The 13,598-nt window shown below is 69.3% G+C and carries 8 protein-coding genes; 2 read left to right on the forward strand and 6 right to left on the reverse strand.

The annotated features are described in order from the left end of the window. Nucleotides 1–231 precede the first annotated feature (231 nt). Together ASF80_RS15470 and ASF80_RS15475 are read left to right on the forward strand one after the other, a co-directional pair. Nucleotides 232–2,055 (forward strand): HSP90 family protein, encoded by a 1,824-nt coding sequence (locus tag ASF80_RS15470; protein ID WP_056312769.1) that lies wholly within the window; start codon nt 232–234, stop codon nt 2,053–2,055. A gap of 27 nt (nt 2,056–2,082) precedes the next feature. Beyond that, nucleotides 2,083–4,881, forward strand: a complete 2,799-nt coding sequence (locus ASF80_RS15475) for a hypothetical protein (protein WP_056312771.1) — start codon at nt 2,083–2,085, stop codon at nt 4,879–4,881. Nucleotides 4,882–5,044: 163 nt separating this feature from the next. Here ASF80_RS15475 and poxB read toward each other — a convergent pair whose 3' ends face one another. The 6 genes from poxB to ASF80_RS15505 form a co-directional block, all read right to left on the reverse strand. Next, entirely contained in the window at nt 5,045–6,769 is a 1,725-nt protein-coding gene (gene poxB / locus ASF80_RS15480; RefSeq protein ID WP_056312773.1) for a ubiquinone-dependent pyruvate dehydrogenase, read from the reverse strand. A 95-nt stretch (nt 6,770–6,864) separates the two neighbouring features. Next, nucleotides 6,865–8,229 (reverse strand): NAD-dependent succinate-semialdehyde dehydrogenase, encoded by a 1,365-nt coding sequence (locus ASF80_RS15485; protein ID WP_056312774.1) that lies wholly within the window; start codon nt 8,227–8,229, stop codon nt 6,865–6,867. Between the two features lie 26 nt (nt 8,230–8,255). After that, nucleotides 8,256–9,722: an NAD-dependent succinate-semialdehyde dehydrogenase gene (locus ASF80_RS15490; protein WP_056312776.1), complete on the reverse strand. Its 1,467-nt coding sequence runs from the start codon at nt 9,720–9,722 to the stop codon at nt 8,256–8,258. A gap of 32 nt (nt 9,723–9,754) precedes the next feature. Next, nucleotides 9,755–11,299 carry an APC family permease gene (locus tag ASF80_RS15495; RefSeq protein WP_056312778.1) on the reverse strand — a complete coding sequence of 515 codons (1,545 nt, stop codon included), beginning with the start codon at nt 11,297–11,299 and terminating at the stop codon, nt 9,755–9,757. Then, the gene (locus tag ASF80_RS15500) at nt 11,299–12,183 is read right to left on the reverse strand and encodes a universal stress protein (protein ID WP_056312780.1); all 885 of its coding nucleotides are present in this window, start codon (nt 12,181–12,183) and stop codon (nt 11,299–11,301) included. The genes ASF80_RS15495 and ASF80_RS15500 overlap by 1 nt, the downstream gene beginning before the upstream one ends. Continuing rightward, complete coding sequence (locus ASF80_RS15505; protein WP_056312782.1) at nt 12,183–13,565, reverse strand: flavin monoamine oxidase family protein; 1,383 nt, start codon at nt 13,563–13,565, stop codon at nt 12,183–12,185. Before ASF80_RS15505 ends, ASF80_RS15500 begins: the two co-directional genes overlap by 1 nt. Between the last annotated feature and the right edge of the window lie 33 nt (nt 13,566–13,598).

The raw sequence follows: 13,598 nt of genomic DNA on the forward strand, positions 1-13,598 counted from the left end.
TTTTGGAGACCGCTGCTCTGCCAATTGAGCTACCGCCCTAGAGACCGGGAGGTCTCGGGGTGTCATCTTCATCCTGCCACCGCAGCCGGACCGGAAGGACCGGGGCACGGCGAAAGGATGCAGACAACAACTGCTCGTCAAGCATACGGCATCCTCCGGCCGGTGCCGAACCGGGCCCGGCGGGGGTGTTGTTGTTAGGCTCGGCGGGCGGATGCAACCGGAGGGAGCGCAGTGAGCGCTGACGTGCAGCAGTTCCAGGTGGACCTGCGCGGGGTCGTCGACCTTCTGAGTCGCCACATCTATTCGAGCCCTCGCGTGTATCTGCGGGAGCTCCTGCAGAACGCCAGAGACGCCATCACGGCCCGACGCGAGGTCGACGGCGAGGGCGGGCGCATCCGCATCACCCCGCTGACGGAGGCCTCCGGCGAGTTCATCCTGCGAGACGACGGCGTGGGGCTGACCGCCGGCGAGGTGGCCGACCTGCTCGCGACGGTGGGACGCAGCTCGAAGCGCGACATCTTCGACCTTCCCCGCAGCGACTACCTCGGCCAGTTCGGCATCGGCCTGCTCAGCTGCTTCATGGTCGCCGACACCATCGTGATCCGCTCGCGCAGCGCACGGGGCGGCTCGGCCGTCGAGTGGACGGGCAGCGCCGACGGCACGTTCCGCGTGGTCGAGATCGACGATGACCTGCCGATCGGCACGAGCGTGCACCTCGTGCCCCGCTTCGATGCCGATGATCTACTGCGCCCCGCGGCCGTTCGCGAGCTGGCGTCGACCTTCGCCGAGTTCCTCCCCGTTCGCGTCACTATGGACACCCCGAACGGCGACGTCGACGTGACCCGCCGCGCACCCTTCCTCGATGCGGCGGACGACGTCGACGGTGCCGTGCAGTACGGGCGCGATCTGCTCGGCGCCTCACCGCTCGATGTCATCGAACTCACCGAGCCCGCGACCGGCACCCACGGCCTCGCCTACGTGCTCCCCTACGCTCCCCCGCCCGGCGCGCGGCAGGCGACGCGCATGTACCTCGGCAGGATGCTGCTCGGCGAGCGCATCGACGACGTGCTTCCGGAGTGGGCCTTCTTCGTGCGCGCGGTGGTCGATTCGACCGGCCTCGCGCCGACCGCGAGCCGCGAGTCCCTGGTCGACGACGCGGCGCTGGAGCGCGTGCGCGAGCAGTTCGGCGCCGGCATCCGTCGCTGGGTGCTCGAGCTGGGCCTGCGCGAGCCGCACCGCCTCGCCCAGTTCGTCGCGATCCACGAGGTGGGGCTGAAATCGCTGGTTCGTCACGATGAGGAGCTCGCGCGGTTCATCACCCGCTGGCTGACTCTCGAGACCACCCACGGCACGATGCGCATCGGCGATCTCGTGGAGCGGTATCCGCACGTGCGCTTCGCCCCGTCGGTCGACGAGTTCCGTCAGGTCGCGGGTATATCCCCCAGCTCCGAAGTGCTGGTCAACGGCGGTTATCTGTACGACGCCGACCTCGTGCGGATGCTGCCCGACCTCTACCCGCAGATCACCGTCGAACTCGTAGACGTGACCGGCGAGCTCGACCGACTCGACCCTCCGCCCCTCGACGACCGCGACGCCGCGATGGCGCTCGAGGCTCGCGCCGGAGGCGTGCTCACGGCATCCGGATGCTCGGTCACGGTGCGCTCGATCGACCAGCCCGAACTCGCCGCCCTCTACGTGGCCGACCCCGAGGTGCTGCGAAAGATCGACCGCGGCCGCACGAAGGGCATCACCGGCTCGCTGTGGGGCGGGGTGCTCGACCGCATCGACTCGACGCTCTCGGCATCGCGCGACGACGATCTGAGCGCCCGCCTGTGTCTGAACTGGTCGAACCGAGTCGTGCGCGCCCTGGTGCGGGTGCAGGACGACGCGGTGTTCGCCCGCACGGTGCAGCTGCTCTACATCCAGGCGCTCCTGGCCGGGCACCATCCGCTCTCGGACGCTGACCGCGCCCTCATGTCCACGGCGCTCGCCGACCTCGTCTCGCTCTCGGCCGGCATCGAAGAGGACTCCGTTCCCTTCGGCGACGCGCTCTGATCCGCACTCCGTCCGAAGGAACCCCGCATGGCACGTCCGCAGAAGCGCTTCACGCAGCTCATCGAGGAGATCGACCGCACCCCGTGGGGCCCCGCTGAGCAGGCTCTGGTGGCGGATGCCGTCGCCCTCGCCGTCGAACTCGGCGACGAGCGGCTCGAGTACGAGGCCCGCATGCGCCAGACCGCATCGGCGAACATGAACGGCGCGACAGATGTGATGCTGAACTCGTTCGCGTGGTGCCTCGCTCGGCATGACGCCGACCCGCAGCGCTTCCCTGCCGACCTCGAGTACGGCGGCGCCGACCTGATGTGGCAGTTCAAGTGGATGGCGTCGTCGCTGCGGTCCTCTCCGGCGTTCTCGGTCGAGCAGATCGCCGCGGTGCTCGACGACATGGAGGCGCACTACCGCACCGCAGGACTCGGTCTCAGCGGCGTGCTCACCGCACGGTTCGAGGATGCCTGGGATGCCGGCCGCATCGACGAGGCCGAGGCGCTGCGCGTGCAGCTGGAGGCGACACCCCGAGACGACCACAGCCACTGCGACGCCTGCGGCCGCAGTCAGGTCGCCGGTTTCTTCGCCGAGACCGATCGTGATGCGGAGGCGATCCGGCTCATCGAGGAGATGCTCGAGGGCGGATTCTCGTGCGGAGAGGAACCCGAGCACGCCCTCTCACGTGTGCTCGTGCCGTATCTGCGCGCCGGGCGCCTCGACGAGGCGAAGAGCGCGCACCTGCGCAGCTACCGTCTGGCGAAGGACAACCCCGACAACCTGCGCATCGTCGCGAACAACATCGTGTTCTCGGCACTGACCGGCAACGAGGCCCGCGCACTCGCGCAGGTCGAGCGGCACATCTCGTGGCTCGCGCACGACGGTCTCAACGTCGACGCGCATTTCGCCGCCCTCGCCGCATTCGCGTTCGCGCTCGACCGTGTGGCGGCGACCGGCCACGGCGACACCCCGGTACGAGGAGCCGACGCTCCCGCACTCACCCCCTTCTTCGGCGACCACGACGGCACCTGGGGCGCCGCCGAGCTCGCGGCCGCCGCCTGGGCGTCCGCCGAGCGCATCGGGGCGGACTTCGACCGCCGCGACGGCACCGAGGGGCACTCGCGCGCACTCGCCCGCACTCGCGCCCTGGCCACCGAGCACTACGACGTCCCGATCCGATCGGATGCGTTCGCCGCTGCTCCCGACGCGACGATTCCCGCCGACGCCGACGCCTGGTTCGACCGCGTGATGGACCTCGCTCAGTTCGGGGCCGAGCACGAGACGCTGCAGGCGCTCCCCCACGCGCTCGCGGTCGAGAATTCGTCCAAGCTCGCCCAACTCATGTCGATGCGCCTCGGCATCCTGATCGCGCTCGATCGCGCCGACGAAGCCGCCGAGCTGCTCCCGGCACGGATCGATGCGCTGCGGGCTGCAGGGCTCGATGCGCAGGCCGACCTCGAGCAGCGGCTCGGCCTCGCGACCTTCGGCCTCAACACCCCCGACGCGGCAGCCGCCCTGGAGGACGAGCTCGCGACCGCCGCAGCCCTTCCTGCCTGGTCGCGCGGCGACCTCGCGATCAGCCGCGCCTCGCTGCACATGCACGCCGAAGAGCCCGGCGCCGCCCTCGACATGGCAGAGATCGCCGCCCGTGCATTCGCCGAGGCCGACGACACACGCCTGTCCAACACCACGACGCTCATCGCGATCGCCGCCGTACTGCAGAGGAACGACATCGAGGCGGCATCCGCTCTGCTCGATCGCTTCCTCGCCCAGGACGACCTCAGCATCGGACACCGGGCGCAGGCTCTGCAGACCCGCGCCAGAGTGCGCGGCGGCAGCGAGGCGTTCGTGGAGGGTGCGGCGGATGCCGACGAGGCGTCGCGCCTGCTGGCGGGCCTCGGAGCGACCAAGGCGCTGGCCGCGGCGCACCTGCTCGCCGGAGCGCTCTGGGAAGACGCGGGCGACCCCGAGAAGGCCGTCACCCGCTACCGCGTCACCTCGCGTCTCGTCGCCCAGGAGGGCGGCGACCAGGCGGGCGCTGACTTCCGTCTCGCTCGGGCCATGCTCGCGGCGGGCGACGCCGAGGTCGCCGCTGAGCTGTTCGGGCAGGTGCTCGAGAGCGAGGAGCAGGCCGAGGTGCACCCCGCATCCCGCGCGATGACGGCATCCCTGCTCGCCCGCGCGCTGGGCGCATCCGGGGAGTTCGGGCAGGCCGTCGGCGCCTTCGGATACGCCGCGCAGCTCTTCGGCGAGGCGGAGGAGCACGCAGACCAGGCCGTGGCGCTGACCGAGCGCGCGAAGATCCTCGCGCGCTTCGAGGAGAACGACGAGGCGATCGAGTCGCTCGAGACGGCAGCCGAGATCGTCCGCAAGGCCCCGGATGCCGTCGGGGCCCTCGCCGATGTCCTGCACAACCTGGGTCAGGCATACGGCACGCGGCAGGACGACCGCGCCTTCGCTCTCTTCGACGAGGTGGCAGCGCTCGCCCAGGAGCACGAGGCCGGCTGGCTGCTCGCCGACGTCACCGACTCGCGCGGCCGCGCGCTCGCCCAGTTCGGCCGCACGGACGAGGCCGTGGCCGCGGCGCTGACCGCTGCCGACGGGTTCGCATCGATCGGGGATGCAGGTTCCGCCGGCGGCTCCGAGCTGTTCGCCGCCCGGCTGCTCGCGGGCGACGAGCGCGCCGCGGATGCCGTGCCGATCTACCGCAGCGCGCTGGAGCATGCGACCGAGCATCCGCCACTCCGTCAGGTGTCGGCTCTCGAGCTGGGCGACGTGCTCGAAGCACTGGGCCGTCACGTCGAGGCAGCCGAGGTACGCGCTCTCATCGAGAGCTAGGCGCGGGTCCGGCCGCACGGCCCGGTGCGCCTCAGGCTTCGACACCGGAACAGCATCTTGCCTGGAAGATCCCTGCCCCTCGGGAGGAGATCTGCCCCTCGGGAGGAGAGAGCGGGCGGATTCATCCTCCCCAGGAGGCGTTCTCCTCCCGAACGCCCTCGGCTCAGAGGAACTGCCGCCAGTTGGCTCGCGCGAGGTCGAGCAGTTCGTCTCCCTTGCCCGACATGACCGTGCGGATCGCGTACAGCGCGAAGCCCTTGACCTGCGCGGCCTCGATCGCCGGCGGCATCGACAGCTCCTGCCGCTCGGTGACGACGTCGAGCAGCGCAGGGCCGTCGTGTGCGAGCACCTCTCGCACGGCATCCGGAAGATCGTCGCTGTTCTCCACTCGGCGCGCGAAGATGCCCATGGCGTCGGCGATAGCCGCGAAGCTCGGATTGTCGAGGGAAGTGCCGTAGTTCACGAAGCCGGCGGCCTTCATCTCGAGCTCGACGAAGTTCAGCGACGAGTTGTTCACGACGATCGTCTTCACCGGCAGCCTGTTCTGCGTGAGGGTCAGCAGCTCCCCCAGCATCATCGCGAGCCCGCCGTCACCCGCGAGGGCGATCACCTGGCGGTCGGGGTGCGAGACCTGTGCGCCGATGCCGTGCAGCAGCGCGTTGGCCATCGAACCGTGCGTGAACGAGCCGATCAGTCGACGGTTCTCGGTCATCGACAGGTACCGGGCCGCCCACACGGTCGGCGAGCCGACGTCGGCGGTGAAGATCGCGTCATCCGCTGCCTGCTCGTCGAGCAGTCGGGCGAGGTACTGCGGGTGGATGGGACGACCGGCCTTCGTCGGCGTGGCGAGGTCGTCGAGCTTCGCCCTTGTCTTGCGGTAATGCGCGGTCGAGTCGTCGAGGTGATCACGATCGCTCTTCTCCGCGAGTCGAGGCAGCAGCGCCGCCGCGGTCGCCCCGACGTCACCGACGAGACCGAGATCGAGCGGATGCCGCTTGCCCAGCTGCGAGCCGCGGATGTCGACCTGGATCGTCGTGGCATGCTCGGGGTAGAACTGCTCGTACGGGAAGTCGCTGCCCAGAACCAGGAGGGTGTCGGCCGCCTCCATCGCGCGGTAGCCGGAGGCGAAGCCGAGAAGTCCGGTCATGCCGACGTCGAAGGGGTTGTCGTATTCGATGAACTCCTTGCCGCGGAGGGCGTGCACGATCGGAGCGCCGAGCGTGTCGGCCAGGGCGATGACCTCGTCGTGCGAGCCTTCCACGCCCGCACCGGCGAGGATCGTGGTCTTCTTCGAGGCGTTGAGCAGGGTCGCGGCGCGCTCGAGCTCGTCGCCGCTCGGCACGATCACCGGGCGGGCACGCTCGATGACGACGGCACGGTCGTCGGGGATCTCCGCCAGCGCGACATCGCCGGGGATGACGAGCACGGCGACACCCCGCTGCTCGATCGCCGCGCGCATCGCGATCTCGAGAAGGCGCGGCATCTGCTTGGGGTCGGCGACGTACTCGACGTAGACGCTGCACTCGCGGAAGAGCTCCTGCGGGTGGGTCTCCTGAAAGTAACCGGTGCCGATCTCGGTGGTCGGGATGTGGGCTGCGATCGCCAGCACCGGCACTCGCGAGCGGTTGGCGTCGTAGAGGCCGTTGATCAGGTGCAGGTTGCCCGGGCCGCACGAACCGGCCACCACCGCGAGGTCGCCCGTGAGCGCCGCATCCGCCGCCGCCGCGAAGGCCGCGGACTCCTCGTGTCGCACGTGCACCCATCGGATGCTGCCATCCTTGCGGAGCGCATCGGTGAACCCGTTGAGAGAATCACCCGGGAGGCCGTAGACACGGTCGATCCCATTCGCGCGGAGAGTCTTGACGATGTTCGCTGCGACGGTTGCCATGCTTCCAACCTACGCCCGGGTGCCTATGCGGGCTCCGGGCCGGAGACGGCGAAGGGACGGATGCCGAGGCATCCGTCCCCTCGTGTCGCAGTCGCTCAGCCGATGCGGATGAGCTTCTTGTTGACGAACTCGTCGGCGGCGAGGTGGCCGAGCTCACGCGAGGTGCCGCTGCGCTTGATGCCGCCGAACGGCAGCTCCGGGCTGTCGGCGAGCACGAGGTTGACGTAGACCATGCCCGCCTCGATGTTGTCGGCGACGCGCTCGGCCTGCTCTGCATCGGTCGTGAAGACGTACGAGCCGAGACCGAAGGTGGTGTCGTTCGCGAGGGCGACCGCTGCGTCCTCGTCGGCGACCTTGTAGACGACGGCCGCGGGGCCGAAGAGCTCCTCGCGGTAGACGTTCATCTCGGGCGTCACGTCGGCGAGCACGGTCGGCGCGAAGAACGCCCCGTCGCGGGTGCCGCCGGTCAGCAGCGTCGCGCCCTGCTCGACGGCCTGATCGATCTGCTTCTGCAGGTTCTCGGCCGCCGTCTCGGACGAGACAGGCCCGAGCACGGTGTCGTCGAGCGTCGGGTCGGTCGCCGTCACCGATGCCATCGCCGCCGTGAACTTCTCGACGAAAGAGTCGTAGAGACCGTCGACGATGATGAAGCGCTTGGCGCCGTTGCACGCCTGGCCGTTGTTGTCGAGACGTGCGTCGACGCCGGCCTGCACGGTGGCGTCGAGGTCGTCGGTCGACAGCACGATGAACGGGTCGGATCCGCCGAGCTCGAGCGCGACCTTCTTGAGGTTGCGCCCGGCGATCTCGGCCACCGCCGCACCGGCACGCTCGGATCCCGTGAGCGAGACCCCCTGCACACGCGGGTCGGCGATCATGTCGGCGATCTGGTCGTTCGTCGCGAGCACGTTCTGGTACGCACCCTTGGGGAATCCGGCGTCGTGGTAGATCGCCTCGAGAGCGGTCGACGACTCCGGGCACTGCGGGGCGGGCTTGAGCAGGATGGTGTTCCCCACGATCAGGTTCGGCGCTGCGAAACGCACGATCTGATACGCCGGGAAGTTCCACGGCATGATGCCGACGAGCGGGCCGAGCGACGAGCGGCGGACGATCGCCGTGCCGTCTCCGAGGATCGCAATCGGCTGGTCGGCCATGATCGCCTCGGCCTGGTCGGCGTAGTACTCGGCGATGTCGGCGGCGAAGTCGACCTCTCCGAGCGCGGCCTCGCGGGGCTTTCCCATCTCGCGCACGAAGACGTCGGCGAGCGCCTCACGGCGTTCGCGGTGCAGCTCGGCCGCACGGCGCAGCAGCGCTGCGCGCTCTGCGACGGTCGACGAGCGGGACCACTCGCGGTGCGCCTCGTCGGCGGCGGCGACCGCATCCTCGATCTGCGCATCCGTGAAGGTGTCGAAAGACGCCAGCGTCTCTCCGGTGGCGGGGTTGATGACGGCGTAATCGGTCATGTTCTCTCCTCCTCTGGGCCGAGCGGTCAGGAGACCGGGATCAGCGTGTACTTGGTGGACAGGTACTCGTGGATGCCCTCGAGTCCGCCCTCGCGGCCGACGCCGGACTGCTTGACGCCACCGAAGGGAGCTGCGGCGTTGGACACCACGCCCACGTTGAGACCCATCATGCCGGTCTCGAGCTTGTCGATCATGCGCTGTCCGCGCTGCAGGTTCTCGGTGAACACGTACGAGACGAGTCCGTACTCCGTGTCGTTAGCGAGACGGACCGCGTCGTCCTCGGTGTCGAAGGTCGCGATCGCCAGCACCGGTCCGAAGATCTCCTCGCGGAGGATCGCCGACCCTGCGACGACGTCGGTGAGCACGGTCGGCTCGTAGAACGTGCCGGTGCCCTCGAGCGCCTTGCCACCGGCGAGCAGAGTCGCGCCGCGCTCGACGGCATCGTCGACGAGCTCTCCGGCCTTCGCCACAGCGCCCTCATCGATGAGCGGTCCGATCGAGACGCCCTCTTCCGTGCCGCGACCGATCTTCATGGCGTTGACCCGCTCGGTGACCTTGCGGGCGAACTCCTCGGCGACGTCCTTGTGGACGATGAAGCGGTTGGCGGCGGTGCACGCCTGACCGATGTTGCGGAACTTCGCAGCCAGTGCGCCGTCCACGGCCTTGTCGAGGTCGGCATCGTCGAACACGACGAACGGGGCGTTGCCGCCCAGCTCCATCGACACTCGCAGCACGCCCTCGGCGGCCTGCGCGATGAGCTTGCGGCCCACCTCGGTCGAGCCGGTGAACGACAGCTTGCGCAGACGAGGGTCGGCGATGATCGGGGCGGACAGCGCCGAGGACTTCGACGTCTGCACGACGTTGACGACACCGGCGGGGAGGCCCGCCTTCTCGAGCAGCGACGTGAAGAAGATCGTCGTCAGCGGCGTGAGTGCCGGGGGCTTGATGACCACGGTGCAGCCGGCGGCGAGGGCCGGAGCGATCTTGCGGGTCGCCATCGCGAACGGGAAGTTCCACGGTGTCACGAAGAACGACGGACCGACCGGACGCTGCGAGACGACCATGTGCCCGGTGCCCTCGGGGTTGATGCCGTAGCGGCCGCTGATGCGCACGGCCTCTTCGCTGAACCACCGCAGGAACTCGCCGCCGTAGGCGACCTCTCCGCGGGCCTCGGCGAGCGGCTTTCCCATCTCGAGCGTCATCAGCAACGCGAGGTCCTCCTTGTGCTCCTGCACGAGGTCGAACGCGCGGCGCAGGATCTCGCTGCGGGTGCGGGGAGCGGTGGCGGCCCACGAGTCCTGCGCGGCCACGGCCGCATCCAGGGCGCGGATGCCGTCGGCAGGCGTCGCATCCGCGATCGTGCGGATGACCGCTCCGGTCGCCGGGTCCTGCACGTCGAACGTGCCGCCGGTCTCGCCGTCGATCCACTCTCCCCCGATGAAGAGGCCGGTGGGGATGCTGTCGAGCAGCGCCTGCTCTGTCTGAGTGCTCATGGAATCTCTTTCTGTGGGGACGTGGGTGAGGGTCAGCGGCGGCGGGCGCTCGGCGGCGCATCGACGCCGAGGGTCTCACCGCGGAAGAAGGCCGGACGCTTGATCGCCTGCCAGATCATGATCACGATGCCGATCACGATGATGCCGACGCCGAGGACGAACACGAGGCCGAGGCCGCCGATGCTCGAACCGCTGCCGTAGGCCGGATCCATCGAGTCGATGAGCGTCGTCACGAACAGCACGGCGAGGATCGCGCCGCCGACGAGCGGGAACAGGAACGTGAAGAAGAAGCTCCTGGCCGAATCGAACCACTGCTTGCGGAAGTACCACACGCACGCGAACGCGGTGAGGCCGTAGTAGAAGCAGATCATCATGCCGAGCGACAGGATGGTGTCGGTGAGCACGTTCTCGCTCAGCAGCCGCATCACGGCGTAGAACACGGATGCGACCACAGCCGACACGATCGTCGAGTAGCCCGGCGTGAAGAACCGCGGGCTGACGCGCGCGAACTTCTTCGGCAGGGCACCGTAGTGCCCCATCGCCAGCAGCGTGCGGGCGGGTCCGACCGCGGTCGACTGCAGCGACGCCGCCGAGCTCGACAGCACCGCGAGCGACACGAGGAACGCGAGCGGCCCCAGGATCGGGTCGGACAGCGCGAAGAACACGTTCGCCGAGATGTCCTCGTTCGCGAGACCGTAGTCACCCGTGCCGACACCGGCGAACATGATCAGGCCGATCGCGAGCAGCAGGTACAGGGCCACGACCACGACGACGGTGACCATCGCTGCGCGGCCAGGGGTCTTCGCCGGGTCCTTGGTCTCCTCGTTCATGGTGAGGACGACGTCCCAGCCCCAGAAGATGAAGATCGACAGCGAGAGACCCGCGGCGAAGGCGCTGAACGACGGCACCTCGAACGGGTTGAACCACGACCACGAGAACGCGGTGGGCTCCGGTGCGTCACCCGAGACGGCCTTGACGATCGCGACCGTCGCGAAGACGACGAGCACGAGCACCTGGAAGCCGACGAGGATGTACTGGAACTTCTGCGTGGTCTGCATGTCGCGGTACGACACGAGGGTCGCGCCGAGCATGAAGAGCAGACAGACGACCACGTTGATGATCGGGTTGAACGCGAGGTCGGCGATGCCGGGGTTGCCGCTGATCTGGGCGATCAGCAGGAAGAGGAACTCGACGGCGATGCCGGCGAGGTTCGACAGCACGATGACGGTGGCGGCGATCAGGCCCCATCCGGTCATCCAGCCGATCCACGGGCCGAACGCCCGCACACCCCAGGTGAACGAGGTGCCGGAGTCGGGCATCATGCGGTTGAGCTCGCGATAGCCGAACGCCGTCAGGAGCATCGGGATGAACCCGACGAGCATGATCGCAGGCACCTGGGTGCCGACGACCGCGACCGTCGGTCCGAGCGACGCGGTGAGCGTGTAGGCGGGCGCGATCGTGGATACGCCGATCACGACGGCTCCGAGGACGCCGACGGCTCCTGCGCTCAAACCCTTCTGGGAGATGCCGGTCGTCACACCGGATTCGGGCTCCGTCGCCCGGTTCGAGCTGCTCATCAGCGGACTCCTGCTTCGGCGCGGGTGCGCGGGACGACGATCATGGGTACGGGCAGTTCGTGCAGCATCTTCGCTGCGGTGGAGCCCAGGAACAGGCGGCGCGGTTGCGCCAGACGGCTCGAGCCGACGAGGACGACCTCGCCGGGGAGCCACGAGAGATTCGAGACCGCGTCTTCGACCGTGTCGCCAGGCGCCTCCTCGACCTCGGCGTGCAGCTCCTCGGGAAGGAGCCCCTTCGCGCGAGCGAGCACGTCATGCGCGTGCTGGTCACCCACCACGCGGATCGCGCCGGTATCGAGGCCGGGTGGGACGTCGAACGGCACGAGCGAGACCAGGCGGAGGCCCACTCGCGACTCGGTCGCGACCGCCGCGGCCTCGTCGAGCAGGTTGTCGGCGCCGGGACGCGTACCGATCGCGACGGTCACACGCGGGAGGACGTGGTCGTCCTCAGAGGCCGTCCCCGCCGGCGCGAGCGCCACCGGGATGGTCGACGAGTGCAGCAGTTCGGAGGCGACGCTGCCGAGACGGTGGCGGCCGAAGATGCTGCCGTTGGCCGTTCCGACCACGATCACGCGGGCGTCGAACTCCTCGCCCGCGGCGATCAGCCCCTCGGCGAAGGACTCGCCGAAGCGCACGTGACCCGTGCGGGTCAGTTCCTGCGGAAGCCGCACGACCGCATCCTCGAGCCACTCCTTCGCCTGGCGACGGATGTGGTCCTCGTAGGCGCGCTCCGGAGGGACCGCCGCACTGCGGGTGCCCTCGGAGGGCAGCACGATCACGAGGTGCAGGACCGCCCCGAGGCTGCGGGCGAGCCGCGCGCCGAGAGCCGCGGCATCCGCACCCGCATCCGTCGCCGTGTAGCCGACGACGACTGCGCCGGTCATCAGCCGACCTCGGCCGTGTCGCCGGACGTCCTGCTCGAGTCGACGATGTTCGAGGCCACGAGGTGGCCCATGCGGATCGCGCCGTCGACGTGCTGGTAACCGGCGCCCGCGAGATCGCTGCACGCGAAGTGGATCGGGCCGACGGCCGAGCGCAGGTCCGCGCCGTAGCGGTGGAGGCCGCCCATGTCGAAGCTCGCCGCGTACGCGCCGCGGGTCCACTCCTCGGTGCCCCAGTCGCTCTCGTAGTAGACGGCCGGGTTCTTGGCCTCGGGTCCGTAGTAGTGCGACAGCGACTCGAGGATGCGCTCCTTGCGCTCCTCGGCCGTGAGGGTGAAGAGGTCATCGGCGTTCTGGTCGCTGACGAAGCCGACCAGGGTGCCGCGCTCGTCGGCGTGGTTCGTGTTGTCGTAGGCCTCGTGCGCCAGCTCGTACGGGCTGAACGCGGTGCCACTGAGGCCCTGCTCGCGCCAGAACGGGCGGTCGTAGACGGCGTGCACCTTGATGACGAAGCCCATCGAGATGTGCTGGTGCATCTGGTGCTGGCGACGCGGCAGCGGCGGCACGAAGGCGATGCGGCTGTAGAGAACCGGAGCGTGCGCGAGGATCGCGTAACGCGCACGCACGGTGAGCTCGTCGGTCGTGGCGGTCACGCCGTCGGCGCCCCACTCGAGCGACCGCACCGGCTGGTTCAGCAGCACATCGTCGCCGAGGCGCTCTGCCAGCAGCAGCGGGACCTTCTGCAGGCCGCCCACGACGCGCTTGTCGAGGATGAAGTCGGCGTCGACGAGGTTCGAGTACGACCCCGCGGATGCCGCCATCAGCAGCGACTGCAGCAGCGAGAACGAGTGCGTGGGCTTGGTGAGCATCGCGGATCCCGTGGCGAAGGCCAGGTTGCGCACGGCCTCGTCGTCGTCGGTCTGCGCCCGCAGCCAGGCGTCCCAGGTGACCGAGTCCCACTCCTCGGCGTTCGCGTGCGCCCACGGACGATCGGGGTCGATCTCGGCCACCATGTCGTCGAGGCGCTCGGTGATCTCGGCGATGACCGCCTCGGTCTCAGCCGACACCGGGAACATCTCCCCCGTGAAGCGGTGCGTCTGACCGTCGGGCCCGACATACACGCTGTCGCCCTCGCGGTAGCGGCTGTAGGTCTCGAGCCCCAGCTCCTCGATGGTGTCCTTCAGCGCGTCCTGATCGGGCGAGACCCACTGTCCGCCGATCTCGAGCATGGCGCCGTCGATGACATCCGTCCACAGACGGCCTCCGACGCGGTCGCGGGCCTCCAGGACGGCGACCGACAGGCCGGCTTTGCGCAGGTCGTTCGCCGCCGTGAGCCCTGCGGCTCCCGCACCGACGATCAGCACGTCACGAGTGATCTCAGCCATCTGCTTCTCCTTCGTTGGAAAGGGGTAGTGCCG

The sequence above is a fragment of the Microbacterium sp. Leaf159 genome (assembly GCF_001423615.1).
Classification (GTDB): domain Bacteria; phylum Actinomycetota; class Actinomycetes; order Actinomycetales; family Microbacteriaceae; genus Microbacterium.